This window comes from Nocardia transvalensis (assembly GCF_015477765.1).
Taxonomy (GTDB): domain Bacteria; phylum Actinomycetota; class Actinomycetes; order Mycobacteriales; family Mycobacteriaceae; genus Nocardia; species Nocardia transvalensis_A.
The window spans coordinates 67,173-86,135 of record NZ_JADLQQ010000013.1 but is presented as its reverse complement, the minus strand read 5'-3'; the positions used below and the strand labels follow the sequence as shown (position 1 = coordinate 86,135).

General features: G+C 67.7%; 19 protein-coding genes. 7 read left to right on the top strand and 12 right to left on the bottom strand.

Annotation, left to right across the window (positions count from 1 at the left end; genetic code table 11):
* Positions 1-129: 129 nt before the first annotated feature.
* Together IU452_RS31865 and IU452_RS31860 are read left to right on the top strand one after the other, a co-directional pair.
* Positions 130-1,290, top strand: a complete 1,161-nt coding sequence (locus IU452_RS31865; protein WP_228819121.1) for a serine hydrolase domain-containing protein — start codon at positions 130-132, stop codon at positions 1,288-1,290.
* A gap of 4 nt (positions 1,291-1,294) precedes the next feature.
* A complete protein-coding gene (locus tag IU452_RS31860; protein ID WP_195112927.1) occupies positions 1,295-2,791 on the top strand; it encodes an alpha/beta hydrolase in 1,497 nt (498 codons plus the stop codon).
* A gap of 161 nt (positions 2,792-2,952) precedes the next feature.
* On the opposite strand, the gene IU452_RS31855 is transcribed toward IU452_RS31860, so the two are convergent.
* The 3 genes from IU452_RS31855 to IU452_RS31845 are packed head-to-tail and all read right to left on the bottom strand — an operon-like array spanning position 2,953 to position 6,180.
* On the bottom strand, positions 2,953-3,537 hold the full coding sequence (locus IU452_RS31855; protein WP_195112926.1) for a VOC family protein: 585 nt from the start codon (positions 3,535-3,537) through the stop codon (positions 2,953-2,955).
* Positions 3,537-5,579 carry an NADPH-dependent 2,4-dienoyl-CoA reductase gene (locus IU452_RS31850; RefSeq protein WP_195112925.1) on the bottom strand — a complete coding sequence of 681 codons (2,043 nt, stop codon included), beginning with the start codon at positions 5,577-5,579 and terminating at the stop codon, positions 3,537-3,539. The genes IU452_RS31855 and IU452_RS31850 overlap by 1 nt, the downstream gene beginning before the upstream one ends.
* A gap of 4 nt (positions 5,580-5,583) precedes the next feature.
* Positions 5,584-6,180, bottom strand: a complete 597-nt coding sequence (locus tag IU452_RS31845) for a PadR family transcriptional regulator (protein WP_195112924.1) — start codon at positions 6,178-6,180, stop codon at positions 5,584-5,586.
* A 305-nt stretch (positions 6,181-6,485) separates the two neighbouring features.
* Here IU452_RS31845 and IU452_RS31840 point away from each other — a divergent pair, with 305 nt between their 5' ends.
* Positions 6,486-7,250, top strand: coding sequence for an SDR family NAD(P)-dependent oxidoreductase (locus IU452_RS31840; RefSeq protein ID WP_195112923.1), 765 nt, complete (start codon positions 6,486-6,488; stop codon positions 7,248-7,250).
* Between the two features lie 3 nt (positions 7,251-7,253).
* On the opposite strand, the gene IU452_RS31835 is transcribed toward IU452_RS31840, so the two are convergent.
* Positions 7,254-7,874, bottom strand: coding sequence for a TetR family transcriptional regulator (locus IU452_RS31835; protein WP_195112922.1), 621 nt, complete (start codon positions 7,872-7,874; stop codon positions 7,254-7,256).
* Between the two features lie 158 nt (positions 7,875-8,032).
* Here IU452_RS31835 and IU452_RS31830 point away from each other — a divergent pair, with 158 nt between their 5' ends.
* The 3 genes from IU452_RS31830 to IU452_RS31820 are packed head-to-tail and all read left to right on the top strand — an operon-like array spanning position 8,033 to position 10,623.
* Complete coding sequence (locus IU452_RS31830) at positions 8,033-9,139, top strand: ferredoxin reductase (protein ID WP_195112921.1); 1,107 nt, start codon at positions 8,033-8,035, stop codon at positions 9,137-9,139.
* 15 nt (positions 9,140-9,154) lie between these two features.
* Positions 9,155-10,303 carry a fatty acid desaturase family protein gene (locus IU452_RS31825; protein ID WP_195112920.1) on the top strand — a complete coding sequence of 383 codons (1,149 nt, stop codon included), beginning with the start codon at positions 9,155-9,157 and terminating at the stop codon, positions 10,301-10,303.
* Positions 10,303-10,623, top strand: coding sequence for a hypothetical protein (locus tag IU452_RS31820; protein WP_195112919.1), 321 nt, complete (start codon positions 10,303-10,305; stop codon positions 10,621-10,623). Before IU452_RS31825 ends, IU452_RS31820 begins: the two co-directional genes overlap by 1 nt.
* On the opposite strand, the gene IU452_RS31815 is transcribed toward IU452_RS31820, so the two are convergent.
* Complete coding sequence (locus IU452_RS31815; RefSeq protein ID WP_195112918.1) at positions 10,620-11,180, bottom strand: DUF4254 domain-containing protein; 561 nt, start codon at positions 11,178-11,180, stop codon at positions 10,620-10,622. The genes IU452_RS31820 and IU452_RS31815 overlap by 4 nt on opposite strands.
* Before the next feature lie 409 nt (positions 11,181-11,589).
* Here IU452_RS31815 and IU452_RS31810 point away from each other — a divergent pair, with 409 nt between their 5' ends.
* Positions 11,590-11,910 (top strand): hypothetical protein, encoded by a 321-nt coding sequence (locus tag IU452_RS31810; RefSeq protein WP_195112917.1) that lies wholly within the window; start codon positions 11,590-11,592, stop codon positions 11,908-11,910.
* 340 nt (positions 11,911-12,250) lie between these two features.
* Here IU452_RS31810 and IU452_RS31805 read toward each other — a convergent pair whose 3' ends face one another.
* The 7 genes from IU452_RS31805 to IU452_RS31775 all read right to left on the bottom strand — a co-directional run bounded on the left by IU452_RS31805 (position 12,251) and on the right by IU452_RS31775 (position 18,849).
* Entirely contained in the window at positions 12,251-12,865 is a 615-nt protein-coding gene (locus IU452_RS31805; protein WP_324192967.1) for a GTP-binding protein, read from the bottom strand.
* Positions 12,846-13,202, bottom strand: coding sequence for a DUF742 domain-containing protein (locus IU452_RS31800; RefSeq protein WP_195112915.1), 357 nt, complete (start codon positions 13,200-13,202; stop codon positions 12,846-12,848). Before IU452_RS31800 ends, IU452_RS31805 begins: the two co-directional genes overlap by 20 nt.
* Entirely contained in the window at positions 13,199-13,627 is a 429-nt protein-coding gene (locus IU452_RS31795) for a roadblock/LC7 domain-containing protein (RefSeq protein WP_195112914.1), read from the bottom strand. Before IU452_RS31795 ends, IU452_RS31800 begins: the two co-directional genes overlap by 4 nt.
* A complete protein-coding gene (locus IU452_RS31790; protein WP_324192950.1) occupies positions 13,624-16,077 on the bottom strand; it encodes a nitrate- and nitrite sensing domain-containing protein in 2,454 nt (817 codons plus the stop codon). The genes IU452_RS31795 and IU452_RS31790 overlap by 4 nt, the downstream gene beginning before the upstream one ends.
* Positions 16,078-16,215: 138 nt before the next feature.
* Positions 16,216-17,226: an ABC transporter ATP-binding protein gene (locus IU452_RS31785; protein ID WP_195112913.1), complete on the bottom strand. Its 1,011-nt coding sequence runs from the start codon at positions 17,224-17,226 to the stop codon at positions 16,216-16,218.
* Positions 17,223-18,068, bottom strand: coding sequence for an ABC transporter permease (locus tag IU452_RS31780; protein ID WP_324192949.1), 846 nt, complete (start codon positions 18,066-18,068; stop codon positions 17,223-17,225). The genes IU452_RS31785 and IU452_RS31780 overlap by 4 nt, the downstream gene beginning before the upstream one ends.
* Positions 18,061-18,849, bottom strand: coding sequence for an ABC transporter permease (locus IU452_RS31775; protein WP_324192948.1), 789 nt, complete (start codon positions 18,847-18,849; stop codon positions 18,061-18,063). Before IU452_RS31775 ends, IU452_RS31780 begins: the two co-directional genes overlap by 8 nt.
* Between the last annotated feature and the right edge of the window lie 114 nt (positions 18,850-18,963).

The window sequence follows — 18,963 nt, the reverse complement described above, 5'->3', positions numbered from 1 at the left end:
CGAGGTGCGGGTGGGTACTGCACCGGGAAGACGGGTGGTCGCAGGATGGGGGATGGGGGTGGAACTTTCTAGCGTGGGTGGCGGGCCGTTACCGCTCGGGGTGCGGCGTTGTCCGAGGAGGGAAACGCGTTGGGTTCCAAGGGGTTCAAGCGGATGGCATGGGTCGCCGCGGCGGCGGTGCTGGTGGGCGCGGCCGCGGGGTGCGATTCCGGGCGGGCCGCGGCGCCGCGGCAGGACGAGGTCGTGCGCGCGCTGGATGCGGTGGTGCAGCGCGGGCTGCCGGGGGTGCAGTTGGTGGTGACCGAGCAGGGGCGGGATCGGACGGTTTCGGCGGGAGTGGGTGATGTCGCCACCGGCGAACGATTTCGCGACGGCGACCACGTCCGGATCGGCAGCAACACCAAAACATTCGTCGCGACGGTGCTCGGTCAGCTTGTTTCCGAAGGGAAGGTGGAGCTGGATGCGCCGGTGGAAAGGTATCTGCCTGGTGTGGTCCACGGACACGGCAACGACGGCACGACGGTGACTGTCCGAAATCTGTTGCAGCACACCAGCGGGCTACCGGACTACCTGGCCTCGGGCAATCCGGCCGAGCGCGATCGCGTGAATCCGGCGCAGCTGAGGGCCGACACCGAGCAGGTGCGGTGGCAGCATTACGAGCCCGCCGATCTGGTCGCGCGAGCGATGAGTATGCCCCCGCAGTTCGAGCCCGGTGCGAAGTCGGTGTACACCAACACCAACTACATTCTGCTGGGCATGCTGATCGAGCGGGTCACCGGAGCGCCGCTGGCCACGGAGATCGAGCAGCGCATCATCACCCCACTCGGGTTGCGCGACACCTACTTTCCACGCACCGGTGACACCGGATTGCGCGATCCGCACCCGGTGGGTTACCACGAGCGGGACGGCAAACGCATCGACTTCACCGATTTCGACACCTCCTGGGCGTGGGCGGCCGGTGCGATGGTGTCCACCGGCGCCGACCTGAATCGGTTCTTCACCGCACTGCTGGATGGAAAGCTGCTCCCCGCAGCGCAATTGGGCGAGATGAAGCGCACCGTGCCGTTCGACCGCGATGCCGGTGGCTACGGGCTCGGACTGATCGACATCCCGGTGTCGTGCGGCAAGAAGGTGTGGGGCCACGGCGGCAGCATTCCCGGCTTCGAGACCCACACCGGTGTCACCGACACCGGCCGTGCGGTCACCGTCACGGTCAACGAATTGCCGCGCGACCAAGCGGATATGGACACCATCGACAAGGCCTTCGACACCGCGATCTGTGCGGGGTGAACCGATGAGACACAAGCAGGCGGTGGTCACCCTCGCCGCGGTGGCGAGCGTCCTGGCCGCGGCATGCGCCGCGCCCGACCGGCCCGGCGACGCTACCACCGACCTGACCCGCTTCTACACTCAGCGGCCGCAGTGGACCGCGTGTGCGAACGATCGACTCGACCGCGCGGGAGCGCAGTGCGCGCAGATTACCGTTCCCTTGAATTACCAGCAGCCGCAGGGGGAAACGATCGCCGTCACGATCTCCCGCCTGGCCGCGGATCCGGCGCGGAGACACGGGGTCATGCTCTCCAATCCGGGCGGCCCCGGCGACCCCGGACTGGAATTCACTCTCGATATCGCCCCGGCCCTGCCGGAGGATGTGCGCAGCCGGTACGACCTGATCGGCATGGATCCCCGCGGTGTCGGGCGGTCGGCCCCGGTGAGCTGTGGCGGGCCGACCGGGTTCCCCTTGCGGTCGGCCGGTGTGGATCCGGCCGGATTCGACGAAAGTGCGGCGGCGCAACGCGATCTGGCGCAGCGTTGCCTGACGGCCGGGGGCGAGCGGCTGCCGTATCTGAACACCCGCAACACGGCCCGGGATATGGACGTGATCCGCGCCGTGCTCGGTGTGGACCGCATCAGCTATTTCGGCACGTCCTACGGCACCTACCTGGGCGCGGTCTACACACAGATGTTTGCGGACCACAGCGATCGTATCGTCCTGGACAGCGTGCTCGGCCCGGCCCGCTACGGCATGGGCATGGTGCAGGATATGGGTGCTCCCAACGAGGCCGCATTGGACGCCTGGGCCGAATGGACCGCAGCCCGCAACGACGAGTATCGGCTGGGGGCAACAGGCTCCGAGGTGCGGGCGGCGGTGACCGAGCTGATTCAGCGGGCGGCACACACGCCGATCCGCATCGGCGCCCATGTGATCGACGACCACTGGCTACCCGTGCTGCTGTGGGTACGTCTCGCCGATCCGGCCCGGTACCAGATGCTGGCCGAAGAGATCCGGCAGTTGACCGACGCCGCGGCAGGTGCACAGAGACAACCCGACGACGAGCTGGATTCCGCTCTCTCGACCATGCTGACCGGGCGGCCGCACGACGCCTCCGCGGTGGCCGCGCTCATGTGCGCCGACGTGCCCTTCCCCCGTGACATCGAGTGGTACCGGCGTGCCGTCGAAGCGAGCCGGGCCACTCAACCCGTCTTCGGCCCGCTGGTCAACAACATGCCCGGCTGCGCCTTCTGGCCGGATCCTGTCGAACCACCGACCGCCGTGCACAATGCGACACCCGCGCTGATGGTGCAAGCTACCGGCGATACCCGCGCCGCGTACGCGGGAGCGGGGGCACTGCATCGGGAGATGACCGCGTCGCGGCTCGTCACCCTGAAAGACGTTGCAGTACACGGAATTTTCGGCACCTACCGAAACCGATGCGTGGAGACGGCGATCGGCTCCTACTTCCGGGACGGCACCTTGCCGTCCGCCGACATCACCTGCGTCGCCGACTGATTGGAGGTGTCGTGCCCACGGCTCTCGAGCGGTTCCTAGCCGGTCCCGACCCTGCCCCGGTCGGTATCGACGGTGCGCTGCTGCGGGCCGCGGTGCGGATCCTGGTGCTGACGGCGCGCCTGGTCGCACTGCTGATCCGCGTGGCCGCGGCCGTGCTCCGATCAGTGCTTCGGTTCCAGGAAGGCGATGCCCCAGCCGACGTGGCCGGTCCACACGCTGGCTATGCGCCCACCCTGTACGGCGGGCTTGGGATCGCTGATCGGCCCGCCCGCCTCTCGCACGGCGGCGACGGTGGCATCGAGATCCGGTGTGCCGAACGCGATTCCGGCCAGGACGGTGGCGGGCTGGCCCCAGGCCACCACCTCGATGAACGCCTCGCCGACCCGGTAGAACGCCATCTCCGGGCCGGACGGGCCGCGCGGATGGAAGCGGCGGCGTGGCTCGGTGCCGAGTACCCCGCCCAGCGCGGCGACGGCCTCGTCGAGGTCGGGCACCCAGTAGACGATGTGGTCGACGAAGCTCACCCCGTTGGGATGGGCAGCGGGACTGTCCGTCTCGGCGTCCACGACCTCGGGTATTCCGAGGGTCGCGGGATCGGCGTGCACCTCGTCGAAACCCCAACTCGGTTGCACACCGACCACGCAGGACACGCTGCCTACTCGCATCCGTCCGTCGACGACATCGAACCCCAATGCTCCCCAGGACTTCTCGTCCCCGGGCAGCCCGACCCGGTTCAGCGTGACCATTACAGTGCCGCGGCCAGCCGGGTGCCCTGATCGATGGCGCGCTTGGCGTCGAGTTCGGCGGCCAGGTCGGCGCCGCCGATCAGGTGGATCTGCACGCCCGCGGCCTTCAGCGGCTCCTCCAGCTCGCGCACCGATTCCTGCCCGGCGCAGACGATCACGTTGTCGCATTCGATGACGGTGGGCCGCTGCCGCTTCTCGCCGAAGCTGATGTGCAGGCCGCGGTCGTCGATGCGCTCGTAGTTGACCCCGCCGATCTGCTCGACCCCCTTGGCCTTGATCGCCGCCCGGTGCACCCAGCCGGTCGTCTTGCCCAGGCTCTTACCGAATGCTCCCGACTTGCGTTGCAGCAGAACGACTTCGCGTGCGGCAGGGGATGGCTTCGGGGCGGTCAGCTGACCGGGCGCGTTCGGGTCGTCACTGGTGACGCCCCATTCCTGTTTCCACTCGTCCAGCTTGAGCGAGGGGTGCCCGTCGACGGTGAGGAATTCGCTGACGTCGTAGCCGATTCCGCCCGCACCGATGACCGCGACCTTCTTGCCCACCGGCTTCCCGTCGCGGACCAACTCGGCGTAGGTGAGAACCTTCGGATGATCGATGCCCGGGATGCTCGGGATGCGCGGGCGCACACCGGTGGCCAGCACCACGTGGTCGTAGCGCCCCTCGACCAGTTCCTCCGCCGTCACCCGCCGGTTCAGGAACACCCGTACCCCGCTCAGTTCCAGCTTGCGGGTGAAGTAGCGGATGGTCTCGTTGAACTCCTCCTTGCCGGGGATGCGCCGGGCGATGTCGAACTGCCCGCCGATCTTGTCGTCGGCCTCGAACAGGTCCACCTTGTGGCCGCGTTCGGCGAGGTTGACCGCGGCAGACAGTCCGGCCGGACCCGCACCCACCACGGCGATGCGCTTCATCCGCCGGGTGGGCAGCAGCTGCAGCTCGGTCTCGTGTCCGGCCCGCGGATTGAGCAGGCACGAAACGGTCTTGTGCACGAAGGCGTGATCCAGGCAGGCCTGGTTGCAGGCGATGCAGGTGTTGATTTCGTCGTCGCGGGTCTGTTCGGCCTTGCGCACCCAGTCCGGATCCGCCAGCAGCGGCCGGGCCAGCGAGACCAGATCGGCGTCACCGCGGGTGAGGATCTCCTCGGCGGTCTCGGGCATATTGATCCGGTTCGATGCGCACACCGGAATGCCCACGGCCGCCTTGATCTTCGCGGTGAACTCCACGAACGCCGCGCGCGGAACCGAGGTCACGATGGTCGGCACCCGCGCCTCGTGCCAGCCGATGTCGGTGTTGATGATGCTGGCCCCGGCCGCTTCCATTTCCGTTGCCAGGGCCAGAATCTCCGGTTCGGTCTGGCCGTGCTCGACGAATTCGGCCATGGACAGCCGGAATACGATGATGAAATCCTCGCCGACGGCCGCGCGTATGCGGCGCACGATCTCGAGCGGGAAGCGCCGCCGGTTCTCCGGCGAGCCGCCCCAGCGGTCGGTCCGCTTGTTGGTGCGCGGGGCCAGGAACTGGTTGATCAGATAACCTTCGCCGCCCATCACCTCGACACCGTCGTACCCGGCGAATTTCGCCAGCTTCGCGCAGCGCACGTAGTCGTCGATGGTGCGCTCGATGCCCTTATCGGACAGTTTGCGCGGCCGGAACGGGTTGATGGGCGCCTTGATCGAGGAGGCCGACACGCTGAACGGCACATAGGCGTAGCGCCCGGCGTGCAGGATCTGCAGCGCGATCTTGCCGCCCTCGGCATGGACCGCCTTGGTGATGGCGCGATGGCGATACGCCTCGGTCTTGTTGGTGAGTTTGGCGCCGAGCGGGAGCAGCCAGCCCTCGCGATTGGGCGCGTAGCCGCCGGTGATGATCAGCGCGACGCCGCCGCGGGCACGTTCGGCGAAGTACGCGGCCAGCCGGTTGGTGTCCCACGCTCGGTCCTCGAGACCGGTGTGCATGGACCCCATCACCACGCGATTGCGCAGCGTGGTGTGGCCGAGTGGCAGCGGCTCGAACAGGTGCGGGTACGGGTTGGCCCTTGCGGTCATCGGGTCACCTTTCGGTCGCGGGATCCGAATGCGGGGCTGGCGCATCCGGGGACAGTGACGGCGCGTCCCGGCGCAGGCCGTCGAGGACCTCGTCACACCATTCGACGAGGCCGGCCTCGACCCGGATGCCGCCGCGCAGCACCAGGTACTGATGCAGGGCGGGACCGGTGAGACGCTGCGGATCGGGGAAGTCCTTCTTCTCGATCAGCCGATACACCTCCAGGCGCTGGGCATGCTGATCGCGGTGGCGGGCCACCTCGGCGCACAGCGCCGGCACCTCGCCGTGGGAGGCGGCGCGGATCTTCACGCCCAGTTCGCTGCGCATCGGCCCGAAGTCCTCGCTGGGTTCGGCGATCCAGCGGGCCAGTTCGGCGCGGCCGGCCGCGCTGACGGTGTAGACCTTCTTGTCCGGACGCCCCTCCTGCGCCACGGCCTCACCGCTGATCCAGCCCTGCTCCTCCATGCGCTTGAGGACGCGGTAGATCTGCTGGTGGGTGGCGTTCCAGAAGAAGCCGATGGACTTGTCGAAGCGCTGCGCCAGCTCATAGCCCGAGCCGGTGCGCTCGGTCAGCGATACCAGCAGCGCATGCTCGAGTGCCATGCCGCGAGATTAACTGATACCGGCTGTCCTATGCAACTGAGTGCATAGAGTAACTATTTGAGACTTTATGTATCATCAAACCGGGTGCTCTGCACCATCTTGGATACGGGAAGGGCATCTCGCGAATCCGGGAGGTTCGCGGGATGCCCTTCTGTCCGCCCGGATCGGCGACCGGCGCGGGCCGCGAGCGTCCGAGTGCGGTTGCTGAATAGTAGACCGACGGGTCGGAAGATTAGCTCGCAGGTCGGCAGGGGATCTGCGCGAATTCGCGGCTACGCCCGAAAACCCTTGGCTACCATGGATTGATGGCGCAATCCTACGTCGTCACCGGAGGCGCTCGGGGGATCGGGCGGGCCATAGTGGCGCGTTTGCTGAAACGTGGGCATGTGGTCGTCGTCGAGCAGGAGGTCGCGGGGGCGACCGGAATGCCTTGGGCCGGTGAGGGGGTCGCCGTGGTCGAAGGGGATGCCGGGTCGGAGGAGGTGGTCGAGCACGCCGCCGAACTCGCGCAGCACTCGGGCACCCTCGTCGGATGGGTCAACAATGCGGCCGTATTCCGCGATGCCTCGGTCGATTCGGTGCCGGTGGCGCACATCCTCGCGCTGATCGAGGCGAATCTGCGCCCGGCGCTGGCCGGATCCGCCGTCGCCGTGCGGTGTTTCCTGGCCGCGGGCAGTGGTGGGTCCATCGTCAACATCAGCTCGCATCAGGCCCGCCGGGCGGTGCCGGGCGCGTTGCCCTACAGCACGGCCAAGGCCGCGATCGAGGGGCTGACGCGCGCCCTGGCCGTCGAATACGGCAGTCACGGCATTCGGGTGAACGCGATCGCCCCGGGCTCGGTTGCCACCGAACGCTATTCGGACTACCTGGCCGGATTGGCGCCCGCGGCCGCGGCCTCGGTGGAGCGGGACATGGCGGCACTGCATCCGCTGGGCCGCGTCGCCACCAGCGACGAAATCGCCGCCGCGGTGGCTTTTCTGCTGTCGGAGGAGGCCAGTTTCGTCAACGGCGCCAGTCTGCCGGTCGACGGTGGGCGTTCGGTCCTGGCGCTGGATCCCGAGGCGCGGTAGCGGTCACCGACTCCGCGTGGACCGCCACGCTCCCATGCCCAGGGCAATGAGGCGGACCTGACGCACGGTGCGCTCGATCAGCTCCGGTCGCTCGCGCGGCACCGCGGCGACATAGTCGGCGATGTGGTTGGCCACCGTGGACACGATCAGGTCCGCGGCCAGCTCCAGATCCTCCGGAGACCAGGTGTCCAGGGCCCGCACCCGCGACAGATCGACCACCAATTCCCTGGTGATGAGCTGCATTTCGACGGCGATGGCGCCGCGCAGCGTGGCCGAGCCGCCGTGTCGCTCCCGGATGAGGAAACCGTACAGGTCCTCTCGGCCCGTGACCTGCGCGAAGACGAAGCGCACGGTCTCGGCCAGCCGGGCGTCGGGGGTGCGGCGCAATTCCCGCAGCGCCAAGCGCAATTGGCGCACACCCTCGTCCACCAGGGTGGTGCCCAGCTCGTCCAGCGAGGAGAAGTGGCGGTAGAACGCCGTCGGCACGATCCCGGCCGAGCGGGCGATCTCGCGCAGGCTCAGGGCGGCGAAGCCCCGGTCGGCGGCCAGGGCGAGGGTGCCGTCCAGCAGCGCCTGCCGGGTGCGCTCCTTGCGCTCGATTCGGGTCTGGGCCTGCTCACTCATTGCGCTGAGCATACATCCGTTCACGATAGGGCCATCCATTCAGGTGTTGTGCCGGTCACATCTCCTGCAGGTTGAATAACTGCGGTACCTGGGGGCACACTAAATCAGTGTACAGCTGTGCACCGAAAAGCATGCCGGGAATATAGAGGTGGAGGCTCATGGGACTCATCGACCTGGTGCAGACGTTGACCACGCCGCACCCGCTCGATCGCTATCTGGAGCTGGTGCGGCCCACGCTCACCGTGCGCGATATGCGCGCCGAGATCACGCATGTGCGCCGCACGACGCCCGGCTCGGTGACCCTGACCCTGCGGCCGACTCGGCAGTGGACCGGTCACCGCGCCGGTCAGTTCGTCCAGATCGGCGTGCTGATCAACGGTGTCAAACACACCCGCTGCTATTCGCCGGTGAACGCCCAGTCCCGGCGCGATCGGCACCTGCAGCTCACGGTCAAGGCACATCCGGACGGCCTGGTGTCGCAATACCTCTACCGCAACGCCCACCCCGGCATGGTGGTGGATCTGGCCCCGGCGTCGGGCGCCTTCGCCCTGCCCGACCCGCGCCCGGACAAGATCGTGCTGATCAGCGGGGGCAGCGGCATCACCCCGGTATTGTCGATGCTGCGCACCCTCGCCGAGGAGGACTATCCGGGCAAGGTGGTCTTCCTGCACTACGCCAAGTCCCCGGAGGTGGTGCCGCATCGTGCCGAACTCGATGCGATTGCCCAGCGGCACACCAACTTCCGCATCGCGCTGTGCTACCCGTCGCTGGATCTGGCCGAGCAACTCGACGGTGCGCCGTGGAGCTGTGCGGCACCGCAGGTCGGCGGGTACTTCGACTATGACCAGTTGGAGCGGATCGCACCGTGGTTCGCCGACGCGCAGACCTTCGTGTGCGGGCCGCCGGCGCTGATGGCCGCGGTGCGCACGGTCTTCGAGGCCGAACAGCTCGAAAGCCGGTTGCACACCGAAGAATTCACCATTGCGTCGACCCCGCTGGAAGTCGCCGACGCCGAGGGGGCAACCACCTTCTCCGCCAGCGGCGTGCGGGCGGACAACACCGGAACCAGCCTGCTCGAACAGGCCGAATCCGTCGGCCTCACGCCGGAGTACGGCTGCCGGATGGGAATCTGCTTCACCTGCACCTCGATCAAGCGCTCCGGCTGCACCCGCAATCTGCGCACCGGGGAACTCGACAGCGACCCCGACCAGCCGATCCAGCTGTGCATCAACGCCGCGGTCGGCGACGTCGACATCGAAATCTGAAAGGGGAGAACCGATATGGCCATACTCACCGAAACCAAGGACGGCCCGCTGGTGCTGAGCCCGCAGGAGGTCGAGGAGATCGGCCGCCGGCTCGACGATCTGCGGGAGCGCCTCACCGCCGATCTGGGCGAGCGGGACCGCGAATACATCTACTCGATCATCAAGGCGCAGCGGGGTTTCGAGATCGCCGGGCGTGGCCTGCTGTACCTGGGCTTCCTGCCGCCGTTCTGGCTGGCCGGGGTGGCCGCGCTGAGCCTGTCCAAGATCCTGGACAATATGGAGATCGGCCACAACGTCATGCACGGCCAGTGGGACTGGATGCGCGAGCCGAGCCTGAATTCGCGGGTGTTCGAATGGGATACGGTCTGCCCGGCCGATCAGTGGAAGCACTCGCACAACTACATGCACCACACCTACACCAACATCCACGGCCGTGACCGCGACATCGGCTACGGCATCCTGCGCATCGACGAGGGTCAGAAGTGGAACCCCTACTACCTGGGTAACCCGGTGTACGCCTTTGCGCTGATGATGCTGTTCGAATGGGGTGTGATGCTGCACGACCTGGAGGTGGAGAACATCGTCCAGGGCAAGCGCAAGTGGTCGGACATCAAGCGGCTGGTCAAGGGACAATGGCGCAAGGCCGGGCGGCAGGTGCTCAAGGACTACGTCGTCTTCCCGCTGCTGAGCGGGCCGCTGTTCCTGTCCACGCTGGCCGGCAATGTCACCGCCAACCTGGTCCGCAACGTCTGGGCCTACTCGATCATCTTCTGCGGTCACTTCCCGTCCGGCGTACAGACGTTCACCGAGGAGGAGACCGCCGACGAGACCCGCGGGGAATGGTATGTCCGGCAGATGCTCGGGTCGTCCAATATCACCGGCAGCAAACTGTTCCACATCCTTTCCGGCAATCTGTCGCATCAGATCGAGCACCATCTTTTCCCCGACCTACCGGCCAACCGGTATCCGGAGATCGCGCCCGAGGTGCGCGCGCTGTGCGAGGAATTCGGCCTGCCCTACAACACCGGGCCGCTGAGCAAACAGATCGGCGAGGTCTGGGCGAAGATCTTCCGGCTCGCGCTGCCGCCCGCGCTCGCCGGGAAATCCCCGCAACCTGGTGTTATCGTGATGCGAGAGCGACAGCCGAGCGGAGCGGGCGTTTGATGGTCGGGAAATTCGAAAGCAACAAGGATCTGATCCAGGAACTGACGTCGTCGGGAGCGCGACACGTCGGCAATATTGCCTCGATCATCACCAATACGGTGTCGGAGGTGACCCGCGAGATCGGGGATTGGGTCACCGACGCGATCGAGATGCGCGAGGCCGCCGCGGCGGCCCGGCGTGATCAAGAGGCCGCCGAGCGGGTCGAGGCCGGGCGCGGCGAACCCGATGTGCTCGTCGACGAGCCGGAGCCGAGGGCGAATGTCAACGCCGAGCAGCCGGTCATCGATGCCGACATCGAAATCACCGACGAGCGGCGTTAGAAAACCGGCAACCGGCGGCGGTGCTCGATGACGTCGGTGATCAGGTCCTTGTAGCCGTCGGCCAATTCGGCGAGGCGCACCCAGTGCAGGTGTGCCTCGCTGTCTACGCCGCGGTGGGCGAGGACGGTGGCGCGGGCGCGGGCATCGACCTTGCCGTTCGGCGCCGGCAGGCCCAGCGCATACTGTGCGGCCACCCATTTCGCCGCCATGCGATCGATCACCGCACCCAGGGTCTCGGTGTGCAGCGACGCGCCGGAGCGATGCGGAACGTGCTCGGCCACCCAGTTGTCGATGCGGGCGATCAGTTTCGCACGATCAATATCGATATCGTCGACCAGCTGACTGCAGGCGGCCACGTGAGAACTGGACGCGTCCGGATCGTGGGCGGCCTGGTGGGCGGTCCGCCGCCGCTCGTGGCACTGCGCCAGCTGGTGGGCCGCGTCGAGCACACAGTGATCCGCTCTGGCGGGATCGGTCGGCTGGCGGAACGCGCGCAATACCGCTGCCACCGACGGCAGCTCCCGCGATCCGATCGGGTCGGCGTATTCGGTCGCCATCGTCTCCCCACCCTCGGCTAGGCATGTCGACTGGATACGCCAGGGCCGAGGGGGTTTCGGGGAGGGGCTCCCCTCGGCTCCGGCGCAGTCCCGCTGCCCCGGGCATGGACAGTCACCACAAGCGCTCACGGCACAGAAGAAACCGGGAAATCCGCGACGATGCAGAGAAGCTGTCCGAGGTAAGCAGGACATATTCAGGAAAGCGCGTCCATCCGACCCACGCAACCGGCTGACGCCGAAACACCGAAGCTGCCGGGTAATCGTTATACACCATTACAACCGGGTTACACGACCGCGTAGATCGGTGATCGATGGGACAGGTAGAGCACAGATACCCCTTCGTTGCGGCATCGAAACACCTCGGTCTCCGGCGACGGTTCGGCAACCCGATCCGATAGCCTGATTGCTCGTGGCCGCCTACGTGTCCTCGCCGGAGCTGACCTTCGGCTTCCTGTTCGCCCTGGAAGACCCGGAGCGAATCGCCGAGGTGGTGCGCGATCTGATGGAGCGCCGCGCCGTCTCGGTCTTCCGGCTGGCGCATATGTCGGGCACCGACGGCCCGCCGGAACGCTACGTCGTCAACTGGGCCGCCATCCCGCAGATCTCGATCACCACCGCGGCACCCGATGTGGACCAGCTGCGCGCCAACCGCACCATGCTGGTCAATGCCTTTCTCGACGAGGAGGGTGCGGTGAGCCTGTATTCGGCCCAGGGTGCCGTGCCGGAATAGCCCGGCATCGCCCTTCTGTCCGGTTTCGTTAGCATGGCGTTTCACACAGCCCCTCTCAGGGCCCTCTCAGCCACCGGCCAGTGAATATTAAGTCGACCTCGGAATCGTGGGTGCCGGTCGGCGATCCACCAGACCGCCGGCAAGCAATACCCCTACAGAGAGGTTGATTTCATGATCCCCGTCATCATCGACACCGGTAGCGCCGCCCTCAACGGCCTGTTCAACACCGGCAGCGCCGCCCTGTCGGGCGTCCTGAACACCCTGTGGACGGGCTCCTTCGGCGGCTGACACCCCCGGCCTCTCCTCGACTCCGCCCCGGCGCCGACGCGCCGGGGCGGAGTCAGCTGGCGACCAGGTGTGGTGGACCCGAAAGGCGGTGCAGGAGCACCTGTTCCAGCAGGGCCACCAGGACCTGCTTCACCGACTCGCGGTCGCGGGCGTCGCATTCGAGGAGATGGATGGATTCGTCGAGGTCGAGGGCCTCGCGGACTTCGGTGAGGGCGAAGCGGGGCTCGTCGGCGAAGCGGTTGACCACGGCGACGAACGGGGTGTTGCGCTGTTCGAAGAAGTCCAGGACCGGGTAGCAGTCCTCGATGCGGCCGGTGTCGACGATGATCACGCCGCCCAGGGCGCCGTCGAGCAGGTCGTCCCACAGGAATTCGAATCGCTCCTGGCCGGGCGTGCCGAACAGGTACAGCACCAGGGCGCGGTCGAGGGTGATGCGGCCGAAGTCCAGGGCCACGGTGGTGGTGGTCTTGTCCGAGCGCAGCCCCGGATCGTCGACACCCACCGACACCTCGGTCATGGCGGCCTCGGTGGCCAGCGGCTCGATTTCGGAGATGGCGCCGATGAAGGTGGTCTTGCCGACGCCGAAGCCGCCGCTGATCACGATCTTGACCGAGGACGCCGACGGGTCCGGCTCGGTGCTGCGAAACTCAGAGTGCCCGTACAAGATCCCTGATCCTCTCGATGGCGGCGGTGGACGGTTCTTCGGCCGCGCGGACCGTCGCGTGCCCGGCGGTCACCAGGTCGCCGACCACGACTCGCGCGACTCCGATCGGAACCCGCAGTGCCGCAGCGATTTCGGCGATGGAATGCGGCTGCTGGCACAGTCTTACCACGGTCTGCTGTTCGAAGCGCAACGGCGCCGACAGTGCGGCGGGCGCGGCATGCACCAGGGTCTCCACCCGCAATCCGTCGACCAGCGGAGTGGTGCGGCCACCGGTCATCAGAAACGGCCGCACGACCGGTTCGGTGTGCAACTGCGACGGTTCCGGCGCTTGCTCGGTCATCTCCGCAGCGACTCTCGCAGCTCGGAGATGAGGGCCGGGGTGAGCAGGGCACCGGCGCGGTCGGCGAGCACCGCCATGTGGTAGCCCACCAGGCCGATGTCGGCGTCGCTGCCGGCGATCACGCCGATGCAGCTGCCGTCCGCGATCGCCGAGACCAGCAGGAAGCCGCGGCGCATTTCGATCATGATCAACTTCAGTCCGTCGAAATCGTAACTGCGCGAGGCGCTTCGGGCCAGGCTCACCAGCCCGGACACCATCGCCGCCAGCCGGTCGGCACCGGCGCGGTCCAGCCCGTCCGACATCGCCATCAGCAGGCCGTCCGACGACACCGCCACCGCGTCGCGGACGCCGTCGGTGGTGCGCACGAAGTCGGCCAGCAGCCAGTTGAAGGTGTGCGGTCCCGTGTCCGGCAAATGTGTGGTCACCTGATTTCCTCCTGTGTGGGCGACGCCGGAACCCGGTGCCGCTCGGCCTGTTCACCGCGCGAATGCCCGGCTCGGAAGTTGGCGAGCATGCCACGGACCTCCTCGGGTGAACGTTCGGCAACGGGCGGCACCGGCTGCGTGGACACCGTCGTCGGTCGGGCGGCGGCGGTATTCGCCTTGCCAGTCTTCCTGGTGCGTTTGACCAGACCGTTTCGGGTGCGTTGAACCTCGGTCACGGGTGCCGGATCAGTGTAGTGAGATCCTCGGCCCGAATCCTCACGTCCGGGAATATTATTCGAATCAGATTCGGTATCGGGCGTCTCGGCGTCGGCGGGGAACGTACCCGTGTCGGAGGTACTGAGCCGCTGTGCCGCACTCGCTTTCAGCGAATCCTTCATCGGCCCCGGAGGGAGGGTGGGGAACGGATCGGGGGGTGCGGCGGACGGTTCGACCGGTCGCAGCAGCGCCGTCGTCTCGGCGGGTGGGGCGGCAAGGGCCGCGGGGGGCGTCCAGAGCTGCTGGGGCGGTTGCTTTTTCCAGTCCGACCGCAGCTCGCTGAGATCGGCCATCAGCTCGGGCGGCAGCAGCATGCGCGCGACCACGCCGCTGACCGGCGACACCGTGAGTTCGACCTCGATGCCCAGCCGCTCGGCCAGCCGCCCGACCACGTAGTGGCCGAGGAATCGGGTCGGCGCCACCAGGAAATCGGCCTCGCCCCGCAGCCGCGCATTGGCGGCCGCCAGCTGGTCGGGCGGCATGCCCACGCCGTGGTCGACCACCGCGAGCATGTAGGGCTGCCCGATCCGGCGGCCGTAGATCTCCACCTCCAGATCCGGTGGGGAGTAGGCCAATCCGTTCTCGATGAGTTCGGCCAGCATATGCGCCAGCTCGCTGACCACGCCCCCGGCGATCGGCACATCGTCCACCCGGCGCAGCACCACCCGCCGGTAGTCGTCGACCTCCGACAGCGCAGCGCGGATGACATCGGTCAGCGGGATCGGCTCCGACCAGCGCCGCGGGCTGGCCTCGCCGACCAGAACCAGCAGGCTTTCGGCATTGCGGCGCATGCGGGTGGCCAGATGGTCGAGCTCGAACATATTGCCCAGCGCCTTGGGATCCAGCTCCTCGCGCTCGAACTCGCTGATCAACGCCAGCTGTCGGCGCACCAGATTCTGGTTGCGCCGGCCCAGGTTCGCCAGCGACTCGGTGGTGTTGCGCCGCAACAGCGCCTGTTCGGTGGCCAATTCATAGGCGGTGCGCTGGACACGGTCGAAAGCCTGTGCCACCGAGACGATTTCGTCGCTGGCCCCGTCCGGTGTCCGGAACGGTTCCGGTGGCCCGGGCTCGGTGTCGGCGGCCTCGTGCCACGCCGTGACCAGCTGCGGCAGCCGGTGCGTCGCCACCTCGTCGGCCTCGGTCGCCAGCGCCGCCAGCGGCCGCACGATCGCCCGCACGCTGGTCACCATCAGCGCCACGAGCACCAGCACCGCCAGCACCGCGACGGCGAGGTAGGCGCCGAGAGTCGTGGCGGCGCCGTCGCGGAGCTCGTCGGCGCGGGACCGGATATCGGCGGCGACGGCGCGCTGCACGTCGCGCTGGGCGTCGATCACCGTCGTCATCTGAGTCCACCAGTCCCCCACGGGCACCGGCCGGGTGAGCGCTCCGCGCTCGGAGTCGATCGCCACCGCCTCCGCATCCGCGGCCCGGGTGGCGTCCTCGGAACGCAGGGCGGCGTCGAGCAATCCGCGCTGGTGGGCGGTGGCGTCGCGCTGAAATGCCGACACCGCGGCCTGCTTCGCCGCCCGGATGGTGAGGAACTGGGCATATTCGCCCGGTCCGAATCCCGCGGCGGCGAAGACACCGCTCAGGAACCCGCGCTCCTGGGCGGTGAATTCTTTGGCGTCACCGAGCGCGTAGAGCGCCTGCAGGCCCCGCCATACCTCGTCGTCCTGGGCGTGATCCAGACCCGGGCGGGTCTGATTCAGGGCACCGACGGCATTGCTGTAGAACTGGAACACCGCGGCGCGGTCGATATGGCGGGCGTCGACATCGGCGCGGATGCGGCTCAGCGAGGCCAGCTGAGTCAGTGCCGTGCGCACGGGCCCGGCCCCGGAACCGTTGTCGGACAGGGCGTTCTGCACCGCGAGCAGGACCAGATCTGTGGCGGCGCGCTGCTTGCCGACCGCCTGCCGCAACCCCGTGTCGCCGCCGAGCAGGCCGTTGGTGAGGCCGCGTTCGCGTTGCAGATCGTGCACCAGATCCTGCACCGACAGCGCCAGCGAGACGGCGCCCGCGGTATCACCGGTATGGCGATAGGCGTTCGCCTCGTCGGCGATGACGACGCCGAGCAGTGCCAGCACCATGACGATCGCCACCACCATGATCCGGGTCAGCCGACCGCGAATCGTGGTGGGGCGGAACGATGGAGGTCGCGCACCCCGCAATTGCACCTGTTCTCCCTCTTCTCGATCTCCGGCAGGCCACCCGAACCACCGCGCCCGGGAGAATCAGAAGCAACGTGGCACACCGCCGTCCGGTTCGCAACACGAGGGCGCCGCAAGGCATCGGCGAGTGCGTCAGCAGTTCACTCAGGTCCGGCCGCGGGCGTGCGGCACGCGGCGCAGGGAGGGCACGGAACGGGATTCGTAGATGCTGCGCACCACGTCCTCGATATCGGGTTCCTCGATGGACAGATCCCGGACCTCGGCGCGCGCGGACACCGCGGTGAGAAGCTGCGCGGCGGTGGTGGTGTCGGGGTCGAACGCCAGCCGCTGGCGAATCCCGCCGCCCTCGCTGGACACCAGTTCGGCCCCCGGCAATTCGACCAGATCCGGAGCGGGCACGGCCAGATCGACCACCAGCACCCGGCGCACCCGGACGGTGGCCGCCAAGCCGGTGAGCGAGCCGTCGTAGGCGAGCCGGCCGTGGTCGACGACCAGCACCCGCTCGCACAGCCTCTCGATATCGCCCACGTCGTGGGTGGTCAGCAGCAGTGTAGTGCCGCGCCGGATCCGCTCGTAGCTGAGGAATTCGCGCAATCGCTGCTTGGACAGCACGTCCAGTCCGATGGTCGGCTCGTCGAGGATCAGCAGCTCCGGCGAGTGCAGCAGGGCGGCCGCGATCTCCGCGCGCATGCGCTGGCCGAGCGACAGCTGGCGTACCGGGGTGTCGAGGGTGTCGGCCATCTCCAGTTGTTCCACCAGTTCGTGGGTGCGCTTGCGCGCCAGGTCCGGATCCAGGCGGTGGATGGCCGCGAGGATGGTGAACGATTCCCGCAGCGGCAGATCCCACCACAGCTGGGAGCGCTGGCCGAACACCACCCCGATGCGCCCCGCCAGTTCCCGGCGCTGGCGCACCGGTTCCAGCCCACAGGTGCGGACGGTGCCGGCGGTCGGCACCAGAATGCCGGTGAGCATCTTGATGGTGGTGGATTTGCCCGCACCGTTCGCTCCGATATAGCCGACGGCGGAGCCGGACTCGATGCTGAAACTCATGCGGTCGACGGCGGTCAGTACCTCCCGGCGGCGTCTGAAGCGCCGGTCGTCCTTGCGTCGCAGTACGAACTGCCGGGTCACATCCCTGATCTCGATAGCGTTCATCCACCGCCTCCCTGGTAGTGCCGGACGCCCAGACGCCAGCACGTCAGTGCAAGAACCCAAATCCACAGTGCGGCGGCCGGAGTCCACCACGCCAGCCAGGCCGGCAGCCACTCGGGACCGGGCAGCCCCAGCAGCGCGATGGTGGGCAGGTAGGCCACGAAGGCGACCGGAACGGCGAATCCGAACACCAGTTTCATCGGATGGCCGAACACCGAGGTGGGCTGCTGAGCGGCGAACGAGCCGCCGTAGGTGAAGCTGTTGGTGAGTTCGGCGCCGTCGATGAGGAAGAACTGCAATCCGGCCGCGCAGACGAACAGTCCGGCGAAGATCGCGATCCCCGTCGCCAGGGAGACCACGAGCAGGGCGAAGTGCGATGCGGTCCAGGCGATGTCGTTGGTCAGCAGCCCGGCACCCAGGACGGCGGCCGCGACCCCGGCGCGGGCCAGGCGGCGCAGCGAGATATCGCTGGTGATCAGCTGCATCAGCAGCGGCTGGGGGCGCAGATGGAAGGCGTCGAGGGTGCCCAGGCGAATATAGGTGGGCAGGGTGTCGGTGTGGCCCACCGCGATCTGGGCGATGGCGAAGGCCAGATTCGACAGCCCGAACAGCAGCAGCATCGCATCCATGTCGAGCCCGCCGAGCACCCGCACGTTGTGGTAGATCACCCAGACCTCGGCGAATTCCACCACACCGACCAGTAGGGAAGACAGCATATCGGCGGCAAAGGACAGCGGATAGGCCTGCTGTGAGCGCATCCGCGAGCCCAGCACCGCCGCGTACGGGGTGAACCAGTTTCCGTGCATCCCAGAGGATTCGATTGCCTCGTCGATCGCTTCAGCCACCCTGCACCTCCAGTTTGCGCCGACCTGCCCGTAGCAGCAAGCGGCCGAGGAGCATTGCCACGGCAACCCAGCCCAGCTGGACGCCGATGATCTGGACGGCCGCGAGGCCGGTGGCCCGTCCCGACAGCACGTCGATCGGCCCCTGCAGCAGTGAGGGGAACGGGGTCAGCATCGCCGCGGTGTACAGCCAGCCGGGAAACAGGTGGACCGGGACGAACAGTCCGGCCAGGAAGGTGGCCACGATCTGGTAGAGCAGTCGCACCCCACGGGTTTCCACCAGCCAGAAACCGATCAGGCCGACCGAGAGCAGCAGCAGTGCGGAGATCGTCATCGCCAGTACGACACTGATCGCGCCCAATACATAGGGAGCGGTGCCGTGCGGCAGGCCGAGCTGCAGTGTCAGCATCCCGGCTGCGACGCTCGGCACCCCGCGGAGCAGTAGGGTGCAGCCGGCGCGCCCGAGATCGCTTGCCAGATAGGAGAATTGGATGTCGAGCGGGCGCAGGAAGTCGATCGCCACGTCACCGGTGCGGATGCGGTCGACGATCTCGGGCGGCGGGCCCATCAGTGCCAGGGCGCCCAGCAGACCCTGCGAGAGCCAGACGTAGGCGCCGATCGAATCGACGCTGTAGCCACCGAATCCGGCGCCGGTGCGCACGGCGGCCAGCATGACCGAGGCGCGCACCAGCCCGAACACCACGTTGGTGACCATCCCGGCGAACATCGCCGCGCGGTAGTGCCACTGCCTGCGGAACCCTGCTGCAGCCAGTCTGAAATACACCCCCGGGTCCGCGCGCACAGTCAACTCACGTTACGGCGCTCGGGTTGCGTTCACAACAGGATTTGACACTCGCGGGTGTTCCGAATATGACACGTCCAGCTACGGCCGAATGGG

Coding starts and splice junctions, on each gene's coding strand:
- IU452_RS31860 (WP_195112927.1), top strand. CDS start 1,295: ATGAGACACAAGCAGGCGGTGGTCACCCTCGCCGCGGTGGCGAGCGTC.
- IU452_RS31855 (WP_195112926.1), bottom strand. CDS start 3,537: ATGGTCACGCTGAACCGGGTCGGGCTGCCCGGGGACGAGAAGTCCTGG.
- IU452_RS31850 (WP_195112925.1), bottom strand. CDS start 5,579: ATGACCGCAAGGGCCAACCCGTACCCGCACCTGTTCGAGCCGCTGCCA.
- IU452_RS31845 (WP_195112924.1), bottom strand. CDS start 6,180: ATGGCACTCGAGCATGCGCTGCTGGTATCGCTGACCGAGCGCACCGGC.
- IU452_RS31840 (WP_195112923.1), top strand. CDS start 6,486: ATGGCGCAATCCTACGTCGTCACCGGAGGCGCTCGGGGGATCGGGCGG.
- IU452_RS31835 (WP_195112922.1), bottom strand. CDS start 7,874: ATGAGTGAGCAGGCCCAGACCCGAATCGAGCGCAAGGAGCGCACCCGG.
- IU452_RS31830 (WP_195112921.1), top strand. CDS start 8,033: ATGGGACTCATCGACCTGGTGCAGACGTTGACCACGCCGCACCCGCTC.
- IU452_RS31825 (WP_195112920.1), top strand. CDS start 9,155: ATGGCCATACTCACCGAAACCAAGGACGGCCCGCTGGTGCTGAGCCCG.
- IU452_RS31820 (WP_195112919.1), top strand. CDS start 10,303: ATGGTCGGGAAATTCGAAAGCAACAAGGATCTGATCCAGGAACTGACG.
- IU452_RS31815 (WP_195112918.1), bottom strand. CDS start 11,180: ATGGCGACCGAATACGCCGACCCGATCGGATCGCGGGAGCTGCCGTCG.
- IU452_RS31800 (WP_195112915.1), bottom strand. CDS start 13,202: ATGACCGAGCAAGCGCCGGAACCGTCGCAGTTGCACACCGAACCGGTC.
- IU452_RS31785 (WP_195112913.1), bottom strand. CDS start 17,226: ATGAACGCTATCGAGATCAGGGATGTGACCCGGCAGTTCGTACTGCGA.